Genomic DNA, 21,931 nt, shown 5'->3' with positions numbered 1-21,931 from the left:
CTTGTCCGCTCAGGTCATCGCGATCGACGCAATGGGCGGGGACTTCGGTCCCCGCAGCATTGTTCAGGCTTGCATTGCTTGCCTTTCTGCTACGCCCTCGCTGCATCTGACCCTCGTCGGTCAACCCTCATTGCTTGAAGACTTGATCAGTAGCCATACGGCTGTGGATCGCTCGCGCCTGACCATTACCCCAGCCTCTGAAGTCATCTCTATGAGTGAACGGCCTTCGCACGCCTTGCGCGGCAAGCCTGATTCCTCGATGAGAGTGGCGTTGGAGTTGTTGCGTGATGGCAAGGTCCAGGCGTGTGTGAGTTCCGGCAATACCGGTGCGCTGATGGCGTTGTCGCGGCATGTGCTTAAAACCTTGCCGGGTATTGATCGTCCAGCGATGGTGGCCGCTGTTCCAACACAGGCCGGCTATTGTCAGGTGCTGGACTTGGGCGCCAATGTCGATTGCACGGCCGAACAACTGTTTCAGTTCGCAGTCATGGGCTCGGTGGCGGCGCAGGCGTTGGGCGTTCCTCGTCCTCGGGTCGCCCTGCTCAATATTGGTACTGAAGACGTTAAAGGTAATCAGCAGGTTAAGGAGGCGGCGGTCTTGTTGCAGGCTGCATCCGGGCTGAACTACATAGGCTTTGTCGAGGGTGATGGTGTTTATCGAGGCGAGGCGGACGTCGTGGTGTGTGACGGATTTGTTGGCAATATCTTGCTCAAATCCAGCGAAGGCTTGGCGACGATGATTTCCAGTCGCCTCGAAGCGGTGTTCAAGCGCACGCTGTTCAGTAGGTTGGTTGGTGCGTTGGCGTTGCCGCTGATGCGACGCCTGCAGGCTGAGTTGGCGCCTGCGCGGCACAACGGGGCAAGCTTTTTGGGGTTGCAGGGCATTGTTATTAAGAGTCACGGTTCGGCAGGTGCTCAGGGCTTTCAAAGTGCGATAGAGCGCGCATTGATTGAAATCCATGAAGACCTGCCAAAGCGGTTACATGGACGCCTTGAAGGGTTGTTACCGTAGGCGATTTGTCGGACGAGTGCTTAAATGTGACCGCTCAGTCCAATCTGCCATCCAACTGTCAGTTTCTTGCGTCCGCCAGTGCGCGACGTCAATTCACCGACGACAAGATTATTAGGGGCTTGTTACATGTCTACATCCCTCGCATTCGTCTTTCCAGGGCAAGGTTCGCAGTCCCTCGGCATGCTGGCCGAGCTGGGCGCGGAACATCCGCTGGCCCTGGAAACATTTAAAGAGGCGTCTGACGCTTTAGGGTACGACCTGTGGGCATTGACCCAGGACGGCCCTGCAGAACAGCTCAACCAAACCGATATTACTCAGCCGGCCATTCTGACCGCCTCGATTGCCCTGTGGCGTCTGTGGCTGGCTCAGGGTGGTAAGCGTCCTGACTTCGTTGCGGGCCATAGTTTGGGTGAGTACAGCGCGCTGGTTGCGGCTGGCTGCCTGAGTTTGGCAGATGCCGTGAAGCTGGTTGAGCGCCGTGGCCGCTTGATGCAAGAAGCCGTGCCGGCCGGGCAGGGCGCCATGGCTGCGATTCTGGGGTTGGACGATGCTGATGTGCTAGCAGCCTGCGCCGAATCGGCTCAGGGCGAAGTGGTCAGCGCCGTGAACTTCAACTCGCCAGGCCAAGTTGTGATCGCCGGTGCCAAGGCCGCGGTTGAGCGCGCCATGGAAAACTGCAAGGCGCGTGGCGCCAAGCGTGCCTTGCCGTTGCCGGTGAGCGTCCCGTCGCACTGCGAACTGATGCGCCCTGCGGCTGAGCGTTTTGCTGAGTCCATCGAAGCAATCGACTGGCAAGCGCCGCAAATCCCGCTGGTGCAAAACGTCAGCGCTGGTGTTGCCGCAGATCTGTCTACGCTCAAGCGCGATCTGCTTGAGCAGTTGTACAAGCCTGTGCGTTGGGTTGAGTCGATACAGTACCTGGCGAGCAATGGTCCGGTTGAGTTGGTTGAGTGCGGTCCGGGCAAAGTCCTGGTTGGCATCAGCAAGCGTTGCGCTGATGGCGTAACGACGCACAATTTGAATACCCCAGATGCCTTCGCTGCTGCTCGCGTGGCGCTGGCCTGAATCTGAATTAGGAGAAGCCTGCATGAGCTTGCAAGGTAAAGTTGCACTGGTAACGGGCGCTAGCCGTGGTATTGGCCAGGCGATCGCGTTGGAGTTGGGTCGTCAGGGCGCCGTGGTTATTGGCACAGCGACTTCGGCCTCCGGTGCTGAGCGTATTGCTGCCACCCTGAAAGAAAACGGTATTCAAGGCACTGGCATGGAACTCAATGTCACCAGTGATGAATCCGTTGCTGCGGTCTTGGCGAGCATCCAAGAACAGTTCGGCGCGCCGGCAATCTTGGTTAATAATGCTGGCATCACCCGCGATAACCTGATGATGCGCATGAAAGACGACGAGTGGCATGACGTTGTCGATACCAACTTGAACAGTCTGTTCCGTCTGTCCAAGGGCGTTTTGCGCGGCATGACCAAAGCCCGTTGGGGACGAATTATCAGTATTGGCTCTGTTGTGGGTGCCATGGGCAACGCAGGCCAAGTAAACTATGCCGCCGCCAAGGCCGGCCTTGAAGGTTTTAGCCGTGCACTGGCCCGTGAAGTGGGCTCGCGCTCGATCACTGTCAACTCAGTAGCACCGGGGTTCATCGACACTGATATGACCCGTGAGTTGCCAGAAGCACAGCGTGAAGCCTTGCAGGCGCAGATTCCGCTGGGCCGTTTGGGTCAGGCTCAAGAGATCGCAAGCGTGGTCGCTTTCTTGGCTTCAGACGGTGCAGCCTACGTGACTGGAGCTACAATTCCGGTCAACGGCGGGATGTACATGAGTTAAATGTGACGGATTGCTTCAAAAAAATGTCATACGAGCTGTCTAAAATCCGTTATAAAGCTGCAATCTATTTATAGGTAGTCGGTTATTGATGGGTAAGTTCAAAGCTTTCAGTTGAAAAACTGAAAAGCCTTTCGATACACTTGCCCACTGGCCAGCTGCCTGAATTTGTCCATTAGGAGTGAAAACAAGGTATGAGCACCATCGAAGAGCGCGTCAAGAAAATCGTTGCCGAGCAACTGGGCGTTAAAGAAGAAGAAGTGACCAACAGCGCTTCCTTCGTTGAAGACCTGGGTGCCGACTCCCTTGACACCGTTGAGCTTGTGATGGCTCTGGAAGAGGAATTCGAGACTGAGATTCCTGACGAAGAAGCTGAAAAGATCACTACTGTACAAGCCGCTATCGATTACGTTACTAGCCACCAGGCTTAATAGTTTGTAATCGCTGCGCGCTGTCATGGAAAAACCGCACTGCCGCTATGGCGTGCGGTTTTTTCTTTAGGCGTGTTGCAAAGTGTCGTCAATAGAATAAAGGAGAGTGCTGTGTCGCGTAGACGCGTCGTAGTCACCGGTATGGGGATGTTGTCGCCACTGGGGGCAGATGTACCAAGCACCTGGCAAGGCATTCTGGCAGGCCGAAGTGGCATTGGTCTGATCGAACACACGGATCTTTCTGCCTATTCCACCCGATTTGGCGGCTCGGTTCAGGGCTTTAACGTTGAGGATTACCTCTCCGTCAAAGAGGCCCGAAAACTTGACCTGTTTATTCAGTACGGTCTGGCAGCTGGCTTTCAGGCGGTGCGTAACGCCGGGCTTGAAGTGACCGATGCCAATCGTGAGCGTATTGGTGTGGCGATGGGATCCGGTATTGGCGGTTTGACCAATATCGAAGAAACCAGCCGTACCTTGCACGAGCAAGGCCCGCGACGGATTTCCCCGTTTTTCGTGCCCGGTTCGATCATCAATATGATTTCCGGGTTTCTGTCTATCCACTTGGGTACACAGGGGCCTAACTACGCCATTGCCACAGCGTGTACCACGGGTACGCACTGCATCGGCATGGCGGCGCGCAACATTGCTTATGGCGAAGCTGACGTGATGATTGCCGGCGGTGCCGAAATGGCAGCCTGCGGTCTTGGCATGGGCGGCTTCGGCGCCTCGCGTGCACTGTCGACGCGTAACGACGACCCAGCCCGTGCCAGCCGTCCATGGGATAAAGGCCGTGATGGCTTTGTACTCTCTGATGGTGCTGGTGCGTTGGTGCTTGAAGAGCTTGAACACGCCAAGGCGCGTGGTGCCACCATTTATGCCGAGTTGATTGGCTTTGGCATGAGCGGTGATGCGTTCCACATGACGTCGCCTCCGGCTGATGGCGCGGGTGCCGCTCGCTGCATCACCAATGCGTTGCGCGATGCTCGAGTGAACGCTGATCAAGTGCAGTACATCAATGCTCACGGCACCTCGACGCCTGCAGGCGACCTGGCTGAAGTGTCGGCGATCAAGTCGGTGTTTGGCGACCACGCCTACAAGCTGGCTGTGAGTTCGACCAAATCCATGACCGGTCACTTGCTGGGTGCTGCGGGCGCCGTTGAGGCGATCTTCAGCGTGCTGGCCATCAACAGCCAAGTAGCCCCGCCGACCATCAACCTCGATGAGCCGGATGAAGGCTGTGACCTGGATTTCGTGGCGCACACCGCGCGTGAAATGCCGATTGATGTGGTGTTGTCCAACTCCTTCGGTTTTGGCGGTACCAACGGTTCGCTGGTGTTCCGCCGGTACGCCGACTGATGCAAAGCTGGGTCGACGGTCAGCCAGCGAACGCCTTGATGTCGCTTAAAGACCGTGGGCTGGCCTACGGTGATGGCCTGTTCGAGACCATTGCGGTCAGTGCTGGCCAACCGCTGTTGCTGGACCTGCACCTGCAGCGTCTGGCGCTCGGTTGCTCCCGGCTAGCGATTGTTGCGGATCACACCTTGATCCGCAGCGAATTGCTGACCTATGCGCAAGCGATGGGCGAGGGCGTCATGAAGCTCATCCTGACCCGTGGCGACAGCCAGCGTGGTTATAGCGTTTCTCCAGAGGCTGCGCCTCGACGAATTCTTCAAGCCAACCCTGCCGCTGCTTACCCGCAGGCCTATGCCTCGCATGGGGTTCAGCTGTTTGATTGCGCCACACGTTTAGCCGAGCAGCCGCTGCTGGCGGGGCTCAAACACCTTAATCGCCTTGAACAAGTCATTGCGCGCGCCGAATGGCAAGACCCGGCCTATGCCGAGGGCTTGATGCGCGATACCTCGGGGCGGGTGATTGAAGGGGTGTTCAGCAACCTGTTTTTGGTGAGTGACGGGGTCTTGATCACTGCCGACTTGCAGCGATGCGGTGTGGCCGGAGTGATGCGGCATGCGCTGCTGGCTGAGGCCGAACGGCTGGCGATACCCTATCAAATCACTGACATTAGCCTTGTGCAGCTGCAACAGGCCGATGAACTCTTCCTTTGCAACAGCGTGTATGGCATTTGGCCCGTACGCGCGTTTGCAGACCTGAGCTGGCCGGTGGGGCCACTCACCCGTAAACTGCAAGGCATTGCTCGCGCCCTATTGGATGTTTGATTCGTGAAACGTAAATTCTTAGTGCTGCTGGAGATTGGTCTGGTGCTGGCGGGCTTGGTGCTGGGCGTAAGCGCCTGGAAGCTCAATTCGGCGTTGGAGCAACCGCTCAACCTGACGCAAGAGCAACTGCTTGACGTTCCGACAGGCGCTACCCCGACCGGTACATTCAACCGTCTAGAGGCTAATGACACGCTGCAAGGCGCGTTTTGGCTGCGCCTGTACTGGCGTTTTAATTTGGACGGTCAGCCCCTGCACAGCGGCGAATACCGCATGACCCCCGGTATGACCGCGCAAGACCTGATTGGTCTGTGGCAGCGGGGCGAAGTCGTGCAATACAGCCTGACCTTGGTTGAAGGCTGGAATTTTCGGCAGTTGCGCAGCGCATTGGCCAAGCATGAAAAAATCGAGCAGACCCTCGATGGCCTGAGCGACAGCGAAGTCATGGCAAAGCTGGGGCATCCGGGTGAATTTCCCGAAGGGCGCTTTTTTCCTGATACCTATCGTTTCGTGCGTGGCATGACCGACGCCCAATTACTGGAAAAAGCTTACGAGCGCTTGGAGAAAGTCTTGGCGCAGGAGTGGGAGCAGCGTGACCCTGAAGTCCCCTATGCTGACCCGTATCAAGCGCTGATCATGGCCTCGCTGGTCGAGAAAGAAACCGGCGTGCCACAAGAGCGCGGGCAAATTGCTGGAGTCTTTGTGCGCCGGATGAAAATCGGCATGCCCCTGCAAACCGATCCAACTGTGATCTATGGTCTGGGCGAGCGCTACAACGGCAAACTGACCCGGGCCCATTTGCGTGAGCCTACGCCTTACAACACCTACACCATTCCCGGTTTGCCGCCGACGCCGATCGCGATGGTGGGGCGTGAAGCGATTCATGCCGCCTTGCACCCGGTGAGCGGCACCAGCCTGTACTTCGTGGCTAAGGGCGATGGCAGCCACACGTTTTCCGATAATTTGGATGCGCACAACAATGCGGTGCGCGAGTTCCAGATCAAACGCCGCGCAGATTACCGCTCAAGCCCTGCGCCGACGCCTGCGGCAGAACCGGCTGCTGAACCCGCTGCTGCGCCTGCTCCGGCCGACGTGCCAAGCCCGCAATGACACTGATTAAGGATTGCTGCCTGTGACTGGCTTGTTTATTACCTTGGAAGGCCCCGAAGGCGCGGGCAAGAGCACTAATCGCGAATACCTGGCCGAGCGTCTGCGCGCCGCGGGTATCGACGTGGTGCTGACCCGCGAACCCGGCGGCACGCCGCTGGCCGAGCGGATCCGCGAATTACTGTTGGCACCCAGTGAAGAGGCCATGTGTGCCGACACCGAGCTGCTGTTGGTGTTCGCGGCCCGTGCCCAACACTTGGCACACGTGATCCGCCCAGCGCTAGCCCGTGGTGCGGTGGTGCTGTGTGATCGCTTTACCGATGCCACTTACGCGTATCAGGGCGGCGGTCGCGGCTTGTCTCAAGCGCGCATCGCCACACTGGAGACCTTTGTCCAAAGCACATTGCGCCCTGATCTGACGCTGGTGTTTGATCTGCCGATTGAAGTGGGCATGGCGCGCGCTAGCGCCCGTGGACGGCTGGACCGTTTTGAGCAGGAAGGCCGCACCTTCTTTGATGCCGTGCGTAGCACCTACCTCAAGCGGGCTGAAGCGGCCCCCGAGCGCTACCGTCTGATCGATGCGGCGCAATCGCTGGAGAACGTACAGGTGCAGCTCGACACTTTGCTGCCGCAATTGCTGGATCTATACCGTGGCTGAGGCCTATCCATGGCAGGACAGCCTCTGGCAGCAGTTGGCGGGCCGCGCGCAGCATGCACACGCGTATTTGTTGCACGGGCCTGCGGGCATTGGCAAGCGGGCGCTGGCCGAGCGCCTGATGGCCAGCCTGCTGTGCAAGTCGCCGGTCGGGCTTGAAGCCTGTGGCAGTTGCAAGTCCTGCTCGCTGCTGGCCGCCGGCAGCCATCCTGACAACTACATTCTTGAGCCCGAAGAAGCGGATAAGGCGATCAAAGTCGATCAGGTCCGTGATCTGGTCAGCTTTGTGGTGCAGACCGCACAGTTGGGCGGGCGCAAGGTGGTGTTGGTCGAGCCGGTAGAATCGATGAACATCAATGCGGCCAATGCGCTGCTCAAAAGCCTTGAAGAGCCCTCCGGCGACACGGTGTTGCTGCTGGTCAGCCACCAGTCGAGCCGGTTGTTGCCGACCATTCGCAGCCGTTGCGTACAGCAAGTCTGCCCGTTGCCCAGCCAGGCTATGAGTTTGGAGTGGCTGGCCAATGCCTTGCCTGAGTGCAGCGCGGACGAGCGCGTGCAATTGCTGACATTGGCGGCGGGCTCGCCGTTGGCCGCCGTCAAGTTGCAGGCGCAGGGCGTGCGCGAACAGCGTGCGGCCGTGGTGGAGGGCGTTAAAAAACTGCTCAAGCGCGAGATGTCAGCCAGCCAATTAACTGAAAGCTGGAAAACTATCCCGCTGTTGCTGCTGTTTGACTGGTTTTGCGACTGGTCGAGTCTGCTCCTGCGTTATCAACTGACTGCGGACGAAAACGGCCTAGGGCTGGAAGATATGCGCAAAGTGTTGCAATACCTGGCGCAGAAGACCCCGCAAGACAAGGTTCTGACCATTCAAGACTGGATTCTTGCCCAACGCCAAAAAGTATTGAGCAAGGCCAACCTTAACCGTGATTTATTGGTCGAAGCGTTACTGGTGCAATGGGCAAGCCTGCCCGGACAGCGCTGATTTGATTGAAATGTGCTCTTTGTTAAAAACGTAGGTAGGTAAATTTTGTATGTTGGTTGACTCCCATTGCCACCTCGATCGCCTTGATCTGAACGCCCATGACGGCTCGCTGGACGCCGCTCTGGAAGCTGCGCGTCAACGCGGAGTCGGACATTTTTTGTGCATCGGCGTGAGCGCTGACAACGCCGCTGACGTCAAAGCCCTGACCGAGCGTTATAGCGACGTGGATTGTTCGGTGGGGGTTCACCCGTTGGACGTTCAGCCCGGCGCCGCGCCTGCGCTGGATTGGTTGCTGGGCGAATTGAGCCACCCGCAGGTGGTTGCGATTGGTGAAACCGGGCTGGACTATCACTACGAGCCTGAAGCGGCCGAGTTGCAGCAACTGTCGTTCCGGGTTCACTTGGAGGCGGCCCAGCAGACCGGCAAGCCTGTGGTTATCCACACCCGTGGTGCGCGCGCAGATACCCTGGCGTTGCTGCGTGAAGCGGCATTGCCCCAGGCCGGTGTGCTGCATTGCTTTACTGAAGATTGGGACATGGCCAAGGCTGCACTGGACATGGGTTATTACATCTCGCTGTCGGGAATTGTGACCTTCCGCAACGCCGATGCTCTACGTGATGTGGCCAGCAAGGTGCCGGCGGATCGCCTGCTGGTCGAGACTGACTCGCCTTACCTGGCCCCGATCCCCTATCGAGGCAAGCCGAATCTGCCGCAATACGTGCGTGAAGTGGCAGAGTTTTTGGCCATGCTTCGCGGCGAGTCTTACGAGCGCTTTGCCGAACAGACCACTGAAAACTTCAAGCGCCTGTTCCCACTGGCCCGCGTTAAAGCTCGCTCCTACAAATAAAGGCAAAAAAAACCCGGACTCTGGGGAATCCGGGTTAAGACCATTAGGAGTAAAACAAAGGCACACATCCAATGCTGCCTTAATCGTCAACGTTGCACTTGGGGGGGATGCAGCGTCGACCTCCTAAGTATTGGTCAGCTTTGTCGAACGTCCAGTAGCCGTTTGATCGGTTTTTAAACAGATTTGGAATACGCGTGATTCGTTTGAGTGCTCAATCTGTTTATCTGAATTCATCTGCAAAGATCGGCGTGCAGGATGGTCCGTGCAATTTAGCGTGACTAATGCATAATACTCCGCTTCTATTTTGACCCCTACAGACCTTTTCTTATGCACAAAGAACCCCGTAAGGTCCGTGAGTTTCGTCGCCGCGAGCAAGAAATTCTCGATACCGCGCTCAAGCTGTTCCTCGAAGAAGGTGAAGACAGTGTCACCGTCGAGATGATTGCTGATGCCGTGGGTATTGGCAAAGGCACGATCTACAAGCACTTCAAGTCCAAGGCCGAGATCTATCTGCGCCTGATGCTCGACTATGAGCGTGACTTGAACGAGCTGTTGCATTCCGCTGACGTTGATAGAGACAAAGAAGCGCTGTCACGTGCCTACTTTGAATTTCGCATGCGTGACCCCCAGCGTTATCGTTTGTTTGATCGCCTGGAAGAGAAAGTCGTCAAAGGCAATCAAGTGCCTGAGCTGGTTGAGGAGTTGCACAAAATCCGTGCCTCAAACTTTGAGCGTTTGACCCTGTTGATTAAGGGGCGGATCAGTGAAGGCAAGCTTGAAGACGTACCGCCTTACTTCCACTATTGCGCCGCCTGGGCCTTGGTACACGGTGCTGTGGCGCTGTACCACTCGCCGTTCTGGAGCAATGTGCTGGAAGATCAGGAAGGTTTCTTCCAGTTTCTGATGGACATCGGTGTACGCATGGGCAACAAGCGTAAGCGTGACACTGATACGCCAGCGGTCGAGTAGGTTTTCCCTGCGTTGCCGATTGCCGTGAGGCCTATACTCAGGCTTGGCCCTGCCAGAACGTGATGCGTGAATCAGGTTCTGGCAGGACCTGTGCCCCTCGCGCCGGAGTTATCCATGATTGTTGACCGCCAAGGCAGACGCTTCCGCAATTTGCGTATCAGTCTGACTTCTGCCTGTAACTACGCCTGCACCTACTGCGTGCCCAACGGCAAGCGGCTGGTGGCGGCACAGCACGAACTCTCGGCTGAGGCCATGGTGCGCGGGGTGGCTTACCTGATTGAAGCGGCTGGGATTGAGCGCTTGCGCATCACCGGCGGAGAGCCGCTGGTCAGTCCAAAACTCGAAACCTTTATGCGTGACGTCGGCCAGTTGGGCTTGAGTGATATCAGCCTGACGACTAACGGGCAGTTGCTTGCACGCAAATTGCCGCTATTGCTCGATGCTGGCATTCGTCGGCTCAACGTGTCCCTTGATACCCTCGACGCAGCAGCGTTTCGCAGCATTGCTCGCGGCGGAGATTTGCCGACGGTGCTGGACGGCATGCGGCAAGCCAGTGCCGCTGGGATGAAAATCAAGGTCAACATGGTGCCGCTGCGCGGGCAAAACCTCGATCAGGTCATGCCGTTGCTGGAGTTTTGCCTTGAGCGTGGTTACGAACTGCGGTTTATCGAACTGATGCGCATGGGGCACTTGGCCAGCGACAACAATGGCTTTGTGCAACAGTTTGTCAGCCTACAACAGCTGTTGTCGTTGATTGGCGAGCGCTACGAATACCTGCAAGCCGATGCGCCAATAGATGCCACAGCGGTGCGTTATCACATCCCAGGTCACGGTTATTTTGGCGTCATTGCCAACGAAAGCGTGCCATTTTGCCGAACATGCTCGCGTTTACGTTTGTCCTCGACCGGCTGGCTGCATGGCTGCTTGTCGTCGAGCAATCGCCACTATGTGGGTGACCTGCTGAACAAACCGCGTCATGAAGCCCTGCCAGCGCTGCAAGGTCTGTTAGTGAGGGCCTTGAGTGATAAGCAGGACATCGCGTTCTCAGGCGGCGCCACCGTGATGAAAATCATCGGCGGGTAACAGGTGCCTCCCTTGTGGCCGCTGCCGAAGGCCGCGAAGCGCCTCCGGCAGCGCCTACAGTTTCTGTGTTTGGTGAGGTCTGGCGCGCAAACTGCATTACGCGACTATTCGCCGGATTTCTGTCGCCGGCCATCGGGAGAATGGGATGCGTAGTCTGTTTGGGGTGCTGGCTTTATTAGCGCTGGGCGGCTGTATGACGGTCAGCGATATGGGAGAGGGCGCCCGCTATCAAATGAGTGACGCCGGTCTGCTTGATCACAGCAATACGCGGCGTACAAACTCGCTGCGTATCCAGCCGGACTCTTTTATCTACATCGCTCAAGGGCCTTTTGCTCCGATCGGCGACCCTTACGTGCGGCCCAATATTGTGGCCGAAGAAGCGTTTAATGGCTTCGTCGAATACTTCCCGATGGTGCGCCGAGCTAAGGCGCCGTTAGGGCTTGATCAAGCGATGGCTGAAGCCCGTGGTTTTGGCGCGCATTACTTGTTGTTCACACGTTTTGCCCGGGCTGACGACCGCATCGGCAACAGCGACGAATGGCTCGACCAAGAAGACGTCAGCCGCTTGGGCATCGACAGCGGGGTGATCCAGGTGATGCTGATCGAAACCAGCACCCAGTACCTGATTGACACCGCGACCATTCGCAGCCGTGGCGGTTTGCTGACGTTCCATGACAACAAGCCGGCCGACCTGATTGGCCCGCCGCTGGCTAAGTACGCGCGCAGCTTGATAGGCTTGAGCGATCAATAAGTCGAGGAGAGCAGCATGAGTGAGCCGGTAGACGTCAGTAACCTGTTGGCGCAAATCCCCAAAGCCGACAAGGGGCTGCCACCGGTTCATCTCTGGGACACGGCGTTTTGCGGCGACATCGACATGCGCATTGCCCGTGATGGTACTTGGTACTACATGGGCACGCCGATTGGGCGAAAGCCAATGGTCAAACTGTTTTCGACGATCATTCGCCGCGATGGTGATGATTACTTTTTGATCACCCCGGTGGAAAAAGTCGGGATCAAAGTCGATGACGCACCGTTTGTCGCGGTGACGTTGGACGTTGAAGGGCAGGGCGAGCAGCAAGTGTTGCGGTTTACCACCAACGTGGATGAACAAATTACCGCCGACAGCCAGCATCCCTTGCGCGTAGTGATCGATCCCGACACCCAAGAGCCTGCACCTTACTTGCTGGTGCGGCGCAACCTTGAAGCGCTGATCCATCGCAATGTGTTTTACCAACTGATTGAGCTGGCCGTGTCGCGGACCCTTGATGGCCAAGTCTGGTTAGGCGTGTGGAGCAGCGGTGAGTTCTTTCCCATAGGCCCAGAGCCGGTCTAAAAAACACCTGTTTCCCGTGTAGGAGCAGCCGGTCGACGCTCGATTGCTCGCGATCTTTTAAAAGATCGCGAGCAAGTTCGTTTCTCCACGCATTTTGCGCACCTTAAAATCCCACTATGTGGGAGTTATATTTATATATTGAGATTTATATCCGCTCAGGTTTATAGTCGCCCGCACTGATTCACAGCATTCACTGCTAAAAACAAAACAGGTGAAGCGATGCAGGCGCAATTAATCGCGCTCGATTGGGGAACTACGTCCCTTCGTGCTTACTTACTCGGTCCCGCAGGGCAGGTGCAGAACATGCGCTCGCTGGCGTGCGGGATCATGCAATTACCGACGACGCCTCGCCAGGTGGCAGGCCAGTTGTGCGCTGACGGTTTTGAGCTGGCATTCGACGAGGCGTGCGGCGACTGGCTCGACGCCAACCCCGGCATCCCGGTGATTGCCTGTGGCATGGTTGGCAGCGCTCAAGGCTGGCGCGAGGCTCCTTATCGCGACACCCCGGCCAGCCTTAATGCACTGAGCACCGCGTTGCAAACAACACGCAGCGTGCGCGGGGTGGATGTGCACATCGTGCCCGGGGTGATTCAGCGCTCGGCCTTACCCAACGTGATGCGCGGCGAAGAAACTCAAGTGCTGGGCGTGATGCAACGCCAGCCGCACCTTAACGACTGCCTGATCGGCTTGCCCGGTAGCCATTCCAAATGGGTGCAGGTGCAGGACGGCTGTCTGGTGCATTTCGATACCTTCATGACCGGCGAGTTGTACGCCGCCGTGTGTGAACACACCATTCTGGGCCGCACCCAGCAGCACACCGGACAATTTGATCGCGCCGCCTTCGAACGTGGTGTGCACGTGGCACTGTCCCCCGATGGGCAGCTCGGGCCGCTGTCGACGTTGTTCAGCGCCCGAACGCTCGGGCTCACCGGGCAACTGGCGCCCACGCAGCAGCCCGATTACGTCTCTGGTCTGTTGATCGGTCATGAACTGTCTGCCTTGGGCCGAGTGTTGCGCCAGCGCCGAGGCGATCAGCCGTTGCCCGCGATTATTCTGATTGGCAATTCCCAACTCTGTGACCGCTACCAGCAGGCACTGGATGCTTGCGGCTTCGCTGACGTGAGACTGGCAGAACAGGCGACCGAACAGGGTTTATGGCACCTGGCCCACGCCGCCGGGTTACTCCACCACATGCAAACGGAGGGCTGAGATGCTCAAGCAAGCACTGGCAAAGAACGGACTGATCGCGATTCTTCGTGGTCTGCGTCCGCAAGAAGCGCAGGCCATCGGCAACGTGTTGTACGACGCCGGTTTTCGTGTGCTCGAAGTCCCGCTCAATTCTCCGCAGCCTTACGACAGCATTCGCATACTGCGCGACAGCTTGCCCGCCGATTGTCTGGTGGGTGCGGGAACCGTGTTAACGCCTGAGCAGGTGGAGCAGGTCAAGGCCGCAGGTGGGCAGGTGATTGTGATGCCCCACAGCGATGCCAAGGTCTTGCGGGCTGCCAAGGCGGCCGGGTTGTACCTTTCGCCGGGCGTCGCCACGCCAACCGAAGCCTTTGCTGCTTTGGCAGAAGGGGCACACGTGCTGAAAATGTTCCCGGCCGAGCAAATGTTCCCGGCCGTGGTCAAGGCCTGGCTCGCAGTGTTGCCAGCTGGAACCTTATTAATCCCGGTCGGCGGGATTACCCCGGACAACATGCAGGTGTTTTTGGAGGCTGGCGTGTCCGGTTTTGGTTTGGGTTCGGGGCTGTTCAAGCCCGGTATGAGCCCTGAAGACGTGGCGGTTCGCGCCAAGGCCTATGTGAACGCCTGGGATGCAGGGCGTCAGGCTGATTGATTGGCGCTTGCGCCCCCATCGAACAAGAGAGACAACACGATGAAAATTACCAAGCTCACAACGTTTCTGGTTCCGCCGCGCTGGTTGTTCCTGAAGATCGAAACTGATGAAGGCGTGACCGGCTGGGGCGAGCCCGTGGTCGAAGGCCGTGCCCACACCGTAGCCGCCGCCGTGGATGAACTGTCGGATTATCTGATCGGCAAAGACCCGCGCAACATCGAAGACATCTGGACTGTGCTCTACCGCGGTGGTTTCTACCGGGGCGGCGCCGTGCACATGAGCGCGCTGGCGGGTATTGATCAGGCGTTGTGGGACATCAAGGGCAAGGCATTAGGCGTTTCGGTTAGTGATTTGCTGGGTGGCCAAGTGCGCGACAAAATTCGCGTGTACTCCTGGATCGGCGGCGACCGTCCGGCCGACACTGCCAAAGCCGCCAAAGAGGCGGTCAGCCGTGGTTTTACGGCGGTCAAAATGAACGGCACAGAAGAGCTGCAGTTTGTTGATAGCTTTGAAAAAGTCGACCTAGCGCTGGCCAACGTGGCGGCAGTGCGTGATGCAGTGGGGCCGAACGTGGGCATCGGCGTGGACTTCCACGGCCGTGTGCATAAGCCGATGGCCAAAGTGCTGATGAAAGAATTGGACCCGTACAAACTGATGTTTATCGAAGAGCCGGTGCTCAGCGAAAACTACGAAGCGCTTAAAGAGCTGGCGCCGTTGACCAGCACCCCGATTGCCCTGGGCGAGCGGCTGTTCTCGCGTTGGGACTTCAAACGCGTGCTCAGCGAAGGTTATGTCGACATTATTCAGCCGGATGCGTCCCACGCAGGCGGCATCACTGAAACCCGAAAAATCGCCAACATGGCCGAAGCTTATGACGTCGCGTTGGCCTTGCACTGCCCGCTGGGGCCGATCGCACTGGCCGCGTGCTTGCAACTGGACGCGGTGTGCTACAACGCCTTCATCCAGGAACAAAGCCTGGGGATCCACTACAACGAAAGCAACGACCTGCTGGATTACGTCAAAGATCCGGCCGTGTTCGACTACGACAAAGGCTACGTCAAAATTCCTAACGGCCCGGGCCTGGGTATCGAAATCAATGAAGAATACGTGCGTGAACGCGCGATCGTCGGTCACCGCTGGCGCAACCCTATCTGGCGCCACGCCGACGGCAGCTTTGCCGAATGGTGAGTCCGCTTACCGCGGCGTAGTCGTTGCCGAAGGTTGCGAAGGGTTGCGTAGCAATCCGTTTTCTTCAGCTCCCCGTAGCCCCCCTCGCAGCCTGCGGCAGCGACTACAGATTCAGCGTCGACCTCAATAACCATAAAAAAGAGGCATGTCTCATGACTAGCACTGTCGCGTCTGCGTCCTTGGTGGCGCCAAGTCGCAAGCGTTTTTTCATCATGGTCCTGCTGTTTATCACCGTAGTGATCAACTACCTGGACCGCAGCAACCTATCTATTGCCGCCCCCGCGCTGACCAGCGATCTGGGGATTGATCCGATTCACGTCGGGCTGATCTTTTCGGCATTCGGCTGGACCTACGCAGCCATGCAAATCCCCGGCGGTTGGCTGGTGGACCGCGTGCCGCCGCGCATTCTCTACAGCGTGGCGTTGCTGCTATGGTCGGTGGCCACGGTAATGCTTGGGTTTGCCGCCAGCTTTATTGCGCTGTTTGTTCTGCGCATGGCGGTCGGAGCGCTGGAAGCCCCGGCGTATCCGATCAACAGCCGTGTAGTGACGACGTGGTTCCCTGAGCGTGAGCGGGCCACCGCCATCGGTTTTTACACCTCCGGGCAATTTGTCGGGTTGGCGTTCCTGACCCCGGTGCTGGCGTGGCTGCAACATCAGTGGGGCTGGCACATGGTGTTTATCTGCACCGGTGCTGTGGGCATTATCTGGGCCGGGATCTGGTACGCGGTGTACCGCGAGCCGCGTGACTTCAAAGGCGTCAACCAGGCAGAAATCGACCTGATCGCCGAAGGTGGCGGGCTGGTGGATATTCAAAGCCAGACCGCCAAGCGCAAAGCCCCGTTCAACTGGCTGGACTTGGGTATCGTGCTCAGCAAGCGCAAGTTGTGGGGCATTTACTTGGGGCAGTTCTGCCTGAACTCGACGTTGTGGTTCTTCCTGACTTGGTTTCCGACGTATCTGGTCAAATACCGTGGCATGGACTTCATCAAATCCGGTCTGTTGGCGTCGCTGCCATTTCTGGCTGCGTTTGTCGGCGTGTTGTGCTCCGGGTTCTTCTCTGACTGGCTAATTCGTCGCGGCTATTCGGTGGGCTTTGCCCGCAAGTTGCCGATCATTGGCGGGCTGTTGATTTCAACCTCGATCATTGGCGCCAACTTTGTTGAGTCGACGCCGTTGGTGATTGCGTTTTTGGCCTTGGCGTTTTTCGGCAACGGTCTGGCCTCGATCACATGGTCGCTGGTGTCGACTCTGGCCCCGGCGCGATTACTGGGCTTGACCGGCGGGGTGTTCAATTTCATCGGTAACTTGTCTGCGATCACCACGCCGATTGTGATTGGCTTTTTGGCCACCGGTGACTCGTTTGCCCCGGCCATCACCTACATTTCGGTGCTGGCGTTGCTGGGTGCGTTGTCCTACATCTTGCTGGTGGGCAAAGTTGAGCGCATCGAGCTGTAGCCGCCAGACAGCCGGGCGACCATAATGCCGCCCGGTTCTCTCCCTTCTATGCAAAGGCTGGCTATGCAGGACGACTCTGTGAAAACCGCACCAACTGGCACCCAAACCCTGTTGCGCGGGCTGGCCGTTGTGCACGCTGTGGCCAATGGCGCGCGTGACCTTAAAGATATTTCCCGGGCCATCGGTACCACACGTAGCACCACACATCGGCTGGCCAGTTGCTTGGTTGATGAGCGTTACCTGCGAGTGTTGCCGCAGGTGGGCTACCTGCTGGGGCCGAAACTGATCGAGTTGGGGTTTCAGGCCCGTGAAGAGCTGCCGCTGGTGACCTTGGCCGGGCCTTACCTTGACGAGTTGTCAGGTTTGACCGGTGACACCATTCACTTGGCTGTGCGCGAAGGCGATGAAGTGCTGTACCTGCACAAGAATCCTGGGCGTAATGGCCCAGAAATGCGTTCGCGGGTAGGCCACAGAATGCCGTTGGCGCGCACTGGGATCGGCAAAGCCATGTTGCTGGATTCGCCGTTGGGTGAATGGCGGCGTTTGTATGAGAAGAGCCATCCTGTGGGCGGCAAAAACCCGCTATGGCCGGATCATGAGGAAGTGACGTGGGAAGCGTTCGAGCAGCGTATGCGCAGCTATGTGGCGGGCGGCTATGCATTCGACCTGGAAGACAACGAACCGTCGATCCGTTGTGTAGCGGCGCCCATCCGTGATGCCAGCCGCAAAATCGTGGCTGCCATCAGCATTGCCAGTACCGTGCCTTACATGTCACTGGAGAAAATGACCGGGTTGATCCCGGTCATTACCCATGCTGCGCAACAAATATCGTCGGAGTTGGGCTGCCACGCAGCAGCTACAAGCTACAAGCCATAAGCTTCAAGCTTGCGGCTTAAAGCTTGCCGCTTGTAGCTGCTTTTAAGCTTTTCATGTCGATCACAAAGCGGTATTTCACGTCGCCTTTGACCACGCGCTCAAAGGCTTCGTTGATGTTTTTGATGTCGAGCATTTCGATGTCGCAGGTGATGCCGTTGGCAGCGCTGAAGTCGAGCATTTCTTGAGTTTCTGCGATGCCGCCGATCAACGAGCCAGCCAGTACGCGGCGCTTGAACACCAGGTTAAAGGCATTCAGTGCGGGATCGACCGGTTCGATCAGGCCGACCAGAATGTGTACGCCGTCGAAACGCAGGGTTTCGAGGTAGGGGTTCAGGTCGTGCGGCACCGGAATGGTGTCCAGCAAGAAGTCGAAGCTATCAGCCGCGGCTTTCATCTGTTCGGGGTCGGTGGACACGATCACGTGGTCGGCACCTTGCTTGAACGCTTCTTCAGCCTTTGAGGCTGAACGGGTGAACAGCGTGACTTCCGCGCCCATGGCTTTGGCGAACTTGATGCCCATGTGGCCCAGGCCGCCCATGCCCAAAATACCGACTTTGTCGCCGGCTTCTACGCCGTAGTGTTGCAGTGGCGAATACGTGGTGATACCGGCGCACAACAGCGGGGCAGCGCTAGCCGGGTCAAGGTTTTCAGGGATGCGCATCACGAAGTGCTCGCTGACCACGATGCTGTCCGAGTAGCCGCCCATGGTGTTAGTGCCATCAACTCGATCTGGCGTGCAATAAGTCATGGTTGAGCCTTCCAGGCAGTATTGCTCCAGATCTTCTTTGCACGCCGAGCACTCGCGGCATGAATCGACCATACAGCCCACACCGACCAGATCGCCGACCTTGTGTTTGGTGACCTTATCGCCGACGGCGGTGACTTTGCCGACGATTTCGTGGCCCGGCATAACCGGGTAAACCGCGAAGCCCCATTCGTTACGGGCTTGGTGGATGTCAGAGTGGCAAACGCCGCAGTACAGAACTTCGATGGCCACGTCGTCCGGGCGCGGGGCGCGGCGATTGAACTTCATCGGCGCAAGAGGCGCGGTGGAGGTTTGAGCGGCATAACCGATGGCGTTGTAAGTGACGTTAGACATGGAGAACCTCGAGTAGCGTTAACAGTGAACAGGGCGCAATTCTGCGCGTGTGGGCCTTGCAGGACTATGACGATTCCTCCGCCTGTCATGCCTATTCGTCCGGAGTCGCGGAGCAACTGTCGCTTTATTGATCAATTCTGCGAAGATGCGGCGGTCTATCTCTTCTGCGAAATCTTTTTCATGTTTTTGACGCGTCATCGCGATGAGAACGCCACGTTGGTGTCACTTATCAAACCGTTGGCCACCCAATTGGGCTTTGTTCACACCTTGATGCCTGAGGTGCGGGTGGTTTCAGCCTGTAATGCTGTGGCCCGGATGCCGCAGATCTATGAGCCTAGCCTAATGGTGATTGCCCAAGGCAGTAAGGTGGCCTATCTCGGGCCGCGCACCATGGAATACGGCGCGGGGCATTACCTCGTGCAAGCCTTGTCAGTGCCGTTTGAGTGCGAAACCTTTGCCTGCGATGAAATCCCCTTGCTGGGCGTGGCTATCAGTATTGACCGTGCGGTGTTGGGTGAGTTGGTGCTGGCCATGGGCTTAGACCCTGAGCGCAGCGTTGCGCAAACCCCGGAGTCCATGACCTCGGCGGTGCTGGATGACGATATGCGGCAGTCGGTGGAGCGGCTATTGCGTTGCCTGCATGACCCGCTGGAATGCCGAATCATGGGGCGTGCGCGTCTGCGCGAGGTGCTTTTTGCCGCATTGCGTGGCCCGCAGGCCAGCGTCTTGCGGGCGCTAGTTGAGCAACAAGGGCAGTTTGCGCGGGTGGCAGCCTCACTCAATCATTTGCATGAGCACTTTGCCGAGCCACTGAATGTCGAGACCTTGGCGCGCTGCGCAAACATGAGTGCGTCGACCTTTCATGAGCATTTCAAGCGCAGCACCTTGTTGTCACCGGTGCAGTACCTCAAACGCCTGCGCCTGTTGCGGGCTCAGCAATTGCTATTGAGCGAAGGGCTGGGCGTGGCCCAAGTGGCGGATCGGGTGGGTTATCAAAGCACCTCGCAATTCAGTCGCGAGTACAAACGCTATTTTGAACGCAGCCCTGGGTGTGAAAGCTCGGTGTGCTGATTGCCTGGGCTCTGTAGGAGCAGCCGGTCGACGCTCGATGGCCTCGCGATCTTTTAAACGTTCAAAAGATCGCGAGACAAGCTCGCTCCTATGGACTTACATGTTCGGGTAAGTCGGACCGCCAGCACCCTCTGGAGTCACCCAGGTGATGTTCTGCGATGGGTCTTTAATGTCGCAGGTTTTGCAGTGCACACAGTTTTGCGCGTTGATCTGGAAACGCTTCTCGCCGCTTTCCTGTGTGATCACTTCATAGACGCCGGCTGGGCAGTAACGCTGCGCAGGCTCGTCGTAGAGCGGCAGGTTAACGCTGATCGGAATGCTCGCATCACGCAGCTTGAGGTGGCACGGCTGCTCTTCCTCGTGGTTGGTGCTGGAGAGGAACACCGAGCTGAGTTTATCGAAGCTGAGTTTACCGTCGGGTTTCGGGTAGTTGATTTTCTTGCTGTCTTTGGCCAGCTTCAGGCAGGCGTAGTCAGGCTTGGTGTCGTGTAGGGTGAACGGTAGTTTGCCGCCGAAGATGTTCTGATCAATCCAGTTGAAGCCACCCCCCACGATAGGACCAAACTTGTGCAGCGCCGCGCCAAAGTTACGGCTAGCGAACAGTTCATCGAACAACCAACTGCCTTTGAACGCTTCAACGTAAGTATTGAGTGCGTCGCCGCCTTCGGAGCCTGCGAGCAGCGAGTCAGCCACGGCATCAGCGGCCAGCATGCCGGACTTCATCGCGGTGTGGCTGCCTTTGATCTTGGAGAAGTTCAGGGTGCCTAGGTCGCAACCGATCAGCGCGCCACCGTTAAAGACCATTTTCGGCAGCGAGTTCAGGCCGCCTTTGCAAATGGCGCGGGCGCCGTAGCTGATGCGCTTGCCGCCTTCCAAGTATTGCTTAAGTACTGGGTGGTGCTTGAGGCGCTGGAATTCATCGAACGGCGATAGGAAGGTATTGGTGTAGGACAGGTCGACGATCAGGCCGACGACCACTTGGTTGTTTTCCAAGTGATAAAGGAAAGAACCGCCGGTGTTTTCGTTGGCCATCACATCCAGCGGCCAGCCAGCGGTGTGAACGACCAGGCCGGGTTGGTGCTTGGCTGGGTCGATTTCCCAGATTTCTTTAAGGCCGATGCCGTAGTGCTGGCTGTCAGCGTCGCTGTCGAGCTTGAAGCGTTCGATCAATTGCTTGCCCAAATGGCCGCGGCAGCCTTCGGCGAACAAGGTGTACTTGCCGCGCAGTTCCATGCCGGGGGTGTACAGGCCTTCTTTTGGATTGCCTTCGCGGTCAACGCCCAGATCACCGGTGATGATCCCGCGGACTACGCTGTTTTCGTCGAACAGCACTTCTTGAGCAGCAAAGCCTGGGTAGATTTCTACGCCCAAGTTCTCGGCCTGCTGTGCCAGCCAGCGGCACAGGTTGCCCAGGGAAATAATGTAGTTGCCTTCGTTGTGCATGGTTTTAGGCACAAAAAAGTCAGGTACTTTTGTCGCAGCGCTGTCACTGCGCAGTACATAAATGTCATCACGAGTGACCGGAGTGTTGAGCGGTGCGCCGAGCTCTTTCCAGTCCGGGAATAATTCGTTCAGGGCGCGGGGTTCGAACACCGCGCCGGAGAGAATATGAGCGCCGACTTCGGAGCCTTTTTCAACCACGCAGACGCTGATTTCTTTACCGGCTTCGGCGGCCTTCTGCTTCAAACGGCAGGCGGCGGACAAACCGGCAGGGCCGGCGCCGACGATGACCACGTCGAATTCCATGTATTCGCGTTCCACAGGTTCTCTCCTACTCAAGGCTCAACGGTATTTTTCTAATTGGAGGTTTGGCGTTTCATCCATTATTTCCTCGACCGCTTGTCGAAGACTCAATGGATGAGGCGCCGCTCTCTCTATGGGCGCGCATTATATCTACACCACTAGCAGCGTCCAATACAAACGTTTGTTTGAATTCGCTGTAAGCCAGACAAATCAAAGTCGCGCGGCTTAAATGTGGCCGA

The 21,931-nt window shown here is 57.6% G+C and carries 22 protein-coding genes; 20 read left to right on the top strand and 2 right to left on the bottom strand.

What is annotated here, in order from left to right:
* Nucleotide 1 precedes the first annotated feature (1 nt).
* From plsX to B347_RS0118845, 19 genes are all read left to right on the top strand, one after another.
* Entirely contained in the window at nt 2-1,012 is a 1,011-nt protein-coding gene (plsX, locus tag B347_RS0118935) for a phosphate acyltransferase PlsX (protein WP_019411271.1), read from the top strand.
* Between the two features lie 126 nt (nt 1,013-1,138).
* Nucleotides 1,139-2,077 (top strand): ACP S-malonyltransferase, encoded by a 939-nt coding sequence (fabD, locus tag B347_RS0118930; protein ID WP_026014287.1) that lies wholly within the window; start codon nt 1,139-1,141, stop codon nt 2,075-2,077.
* 22 nt (nt 2,078-2,099) lie between these two features.
* Complete coding sequence (gene fabG / locus B347_RS0118925) at nt 2,100-2,843, top strand: 3-oxoacyl-ACP reductase FabG (protein WP_019411269.1); 744 nt, start codon at nt 2,100-2,102, stop codon at nt 2,841-2,843.
* Nucleotides 2,844-3,034: 191 nt separating this feature from the next.
* Nucleotides 3,035-3,271, top strand: coding sequence for an acyl carrier protein (gene acpP, locus B347_RS0118920; RefSeq protein ID WP_004371293.1), 237 nt, complete (start codon nt 3,035-3,037; stop codon nt 3,269-3,271).
* Between the two features lie 111 nt (nt 3,272-3,382).
* The gene (gene fabF, locus B347_RS0118915; RefSeq protein WP_019411268.1) at nt 3,383-4,627 is read left to right on the top strand and encodes a beta-ketoacyl-ACP synthase II; all 1,245 of its coding nucleotides are present in this window, start codon (nt 3,383-3,385) and stop codon (nt 4,625-4,627) included.
* A complete protein-coding gene (gene pabC, locus B347_RS0118910) occupies nt 4,627-5,445 on the top strand; it encodes an aminodeoxychorismate lyase (protein WP_019411267.1) in 819 nt (272 codons plus the stop codon). The genes fabF and pabC overlap by 1 nt, the downstream gene beginning before the upstream one ends.
* A 3-nt stretch (nt 5,446-5,448) precedes the next feature.
* Nucleotides 5,449-6,552 carry an endolytic transglycosylase MltG gene (gene mltG, locus B347_RS0118905; RefSeq protein ID WP_019411266.1) on the top strand — a complete coding sequence of 368 codons (1,104 nt, stop codon included), beginning with the start codon at nt 5,449-5,451 and terminating at the stop codon, nt 6,550-6,552.
* Nucleotides 6,553-6,574: 22 nt separating this feature from the next.
* Nucleotides 6,575-7,207, top strand: a complete 633-nt coding sequence (gene tmk / locus B347_RS0118900) for a dTMP kinase (RefSeq protein WP_019411265.1) — start codon at nt 6,575-6,577, stop codon at nt 7,205-7,207.
* Nucleotides 7,200-8,186, top strand: coding sequence for a DNA polymerase III subunit delta' (locus tag B347_RS0118895; protein ID WP_019411264.1), 987 nt, complete (start codon nt 7,200-7,202; stop codon nt 8,184-8,186). Before tmk ends, B347_RS0118895 begins: the two co-directional genes overlap by 8 nt.
* 49 nt (nt 8,187-8,235) lie before the next feature.
* Nucleotides 8,236-9,033 carry a TatD family hydrolase gene (locus B347_RS0118890; RefSeq protein WP_019411263.1) on the top strand — a complete coding sequence of 266 codons (798 nt, stop codon included), beginning with the start codon at nt 8,236-8,238 and terminating at the stop codon, nt 9,031-9,033.
* Between the two features lie 327 nt (nt 9,034-9,360).
* Nucleotides 9,361-10,002, top strand: coding sequence for a TetR/AcrR family transcriptional regulator (locus B347_RS0118885; protein WP_019411262.1), 642 nt, complete (start codon nt 9,361-9,363; stop codon nt 10,000-10,002).
* A 114-nt stretch (nt 10,003-10,116) separates the two neighbouring features.
* On the top strand, nt 10,117-11,085 hold the full coding sequence (locus B347_RS0118880) for a GTP 3',8-cyclase MoaA (protein ID WP_019411261.1): 969 nt from the start codon (nt 10,117-10,119) through the stop codon (nt 11,083-11,085).
* 145 nt (nt 11,086-11,230) lie between these two features.
* The gene (locus tag B347_RS0118875; protein WP_019411260.1) at nt 11,231-11,836 is read left to right on the top strand and encodes a DUF4823 domain-containing protein; all 606 of its coding nucleotides are present in this window, start codon (nt 11,231-11,233) and stop codon (nt 11,834-11,836) included.
* Nucleotides 11,837-11,851: 15 nt separating this feature from the next.
* Complete coding sequence (locus B347_RS0118870; RefSeq protein WP_019411259.1) at nt 11,852-12,418, top strand: DUF1285 domain-containing protein; 567 nt, start codon at nt 11,852-11,854, stop codon at nt 12,416-12,418.
* Between the two features lie 219 nt (nt 12,419-12,637).
* On the top strand, nt 12,638-13,627 hold the full coding sequence (locus B347_RS0118865; RefSeq protein WP_026014286.1) for a 2-dehydro-3-deoxygalactonokinase: 990 nt from the start codon (nt 12,638-12,640) through the stop codon (nt 13,625-13,627).
* Between the two features lies 1 nt (nt 13,628).
* A complete protein-coding gene (locus B347_RS0118860; RefSeq protein WP_019411257.1) occupies nt 13,629-14,258 on the top strand; it encodes a 2-dehydro-3-deoxy-6-phosphogalactonate aldolase in 630 nt (209 codons plus the stop codon).
* A gap of 39 nt (nt 14,259-14,297) precedes the next feature.
* Entirely contained in the window at nt 14,298-15,446 is a 1,149-nt protein-coding gene (gene dgoD / locus B347_RS0118855; protein WP_019411256.1) for a galactonate dehydratase, read from the top strand.
* Between the two features lie 152 nt (nt 15,447-15,598).
* Nucleotides 15,599-16,903, top strand: a complete 1,305-nt coding sequence (locus B347_RS0118850) for an MFS transporter (RefSeq protein ID WP_019411255.1) — start codon at nt 15,599-15,601, stop codon at nt 16,901-16,903.
* A 63-nt stretch (nt 16,904-16,966) separates the two neighbouring features.
* Nucleotides 16,967-17,779 carry an IclR family transcriptional regulator gene (locus tag B347_RS0118845; RefSeq protein ID WP_019411254.1) on the top strand — a complete coding sequence of 271 codons (813 nt, stop codon included), beginning with the start codon at nt 16,967-16,969 and terminating at the stop codon, nt 17,777-17,779.
* A gap of 16 nt (nt 17,780-17,795) precedes the next feature.
* Here the strand turns inward: B347_RS0118845 and B347_RS0118840 are convergent, their stop codons facing one another.
* Entirely contained in the window at nt 17,796-18,878 is a 1,083-nt protein-coding gene (locus B347_RS0118840; protein WP_019411253.1) for an NAD(P)-dependent alcohol dehydrogenase, read from the bottom strand.
* Nucleotides 18,879-19,058: 180 nt separating this feature from the next.
* On the opposite strand from B347_RS0118840, the gene B347_RS0118835 reads away from it, so the two are divergent.
* Entirely contained in the window at nt 19,059-19,949 is an 891-nt protein-coding gene (locus B347_RS0118835; protein ID WP_026014285.1) for an AraC family transcriptional regulator, read from the top strand.
* A 96-nt stretch (nt 19,950-20,045) separates the two neighbouring features.
* Here B347_RS0118835 and B347_RS0118830 read toward each other — a convergent pair whose 3' ends face one another.
* On the bottom strand, nt 20,046-21,710 hold the full coding sequence (locus B347_RS0118830) for an electron transfer flavoprotein-ubiquinone oxidoreductase (protein ID WP_019411251.1): 1,665 nt from the start codon (nt 21,708-21,710) through the stop codon (nt 20,046-20,048).
* Nucleotides 21,711-21,931 lie beyond the last annotated feature (221 nt).

Origin of the sequence: Pseudomonas psychrophila HA-4 (genome assembly GCF_000282975.1) — a bacterium.
Classification (GTDB): Bacteria; Pseudomonadota; Gammaproteobacteria; order Pseudomonadales; family Pseudomonadaceae; genus Aquipseudomonas; species Aquipseudomonas psychrophila_A.
The sequence above is the reverse complement of the archived record's forward strand: the minus strand, read 5'-3'. Positions and strand labels throughout refer to the sequence as shown.

Excerpts from the sequence above, each read along its gene's own strand:
- fabD (WP_026014287.1), top strand. The coding sequence starts at position 1,139 with ATGTCTACATCCCTCGCATTCGTCTTTCCAGGGCAAGGTTCGCAGTCC.
- fabG (WP_019411269.1), top strand. The coding sequence starts at position 2,100 with ATGAGCTTGCAAGGTAAAGTTGCACTGGTAACGGGCGCTAGCCGTGGT.
- acpP (WP_004371293.1), top strand. The coding sequence starts at position 3,035 with ATGAGCACCATCGAAGAGCGCGTCAAGAAAATCGTTGCCGAGCAACTG.
- pabC (WP_019411267.1), top strand. The coding sequence starts at position 4,627 with ATGCAAAGCTGGGTCGACGGTCAGCCAGCGAACGCCTTGATGTCGCTT.
- B347_RS0118890 (WP_019411263.1), top strand. The coding sequence starts at position 8,236 with ATGTTGGTTGACTCCCATTGCCACCTCGATCGCCTTGATCTGAACGCC.
- B347_RS0118885 (WP_019411262.1), top strand. The coding sequence starts at position 9,361 with ATGCACAAAGAACCCCGTAAGGTCCGTGAGTTTCGTCGCCGCGAGCAA.
- B347_RS0118880 (WP_019411261.1), top strand. The coding sequence starts at position 10,117 with ATGATTGTTGACCGCCAAGGCAGACGCTTCCGCAATTTGCGTATCAGT.
- B347_RS0118875 (WP_019411260.1), top strand. The coding sequence starts at position 11,231 with ATGCGTAGTCTGTTTGGGGTGCTGGCTTTATTAGCGCTGGGCGGCTGT.
- B347_RS0118870 (WP_019411259.1), top strand. The coding sequence starts at position 11,852 with ATGAGTGAGCCGGTAGACGTCAGTAACCTGTTGGCGCAAATCCCCAAA.
- B347_RS0118865 (WP_026014286.1), top strand. The coding sequence starts at position 12,638 with ATGCAGGCGCAATTAATCGCGCTCGATTGGGGAACTACGTCCCTTCGT.
- B347_RS0118860 (WP_019411257.1), top strand. The coding sequence starts at position 13,629 with ATGCTCAAGCAAGCACTGGCAAAGAACGGACTGATCGCGATTCTTCGT.
- dgoD (WP_019411256.1), top strand. The coding sequence starts at position 14,298 with ATGAAAATTACCAAGCTCACAACGTTTCTGGTTCCGCCGCGCTGGTTG.
- B347_RS0118850 (WP_019411255.1), top strand. The coding sequence starts at position 15,599 with ATGACTAGCACTGTCGCGTCTGCGTCCTTGGTGGCGCCAAGTCGCAAG.
- B347_RS0118845 (WP_019411254.1), top strand. The coding sequence starts at position 16,967 with ATGCAGGACGACTCTGTGAAAACCGCACCAACTGGCACCCAAACCCTG.
- B347_RS0118840 (WP_019411253.1), bottom strand. The coding sequence starts at position 18,878 with ATGTCTAACGTCACTTACAACGCCATCGGTTATGCCGCTCAAACCTCC.
- B347_RS0118835 (WP_026014285.1), top strand. The coding sequence starts at position 19,059 with ATGTTTTTGACGCGTCATCGCGATGAGAACGCCACGTTGGTGTCACTT.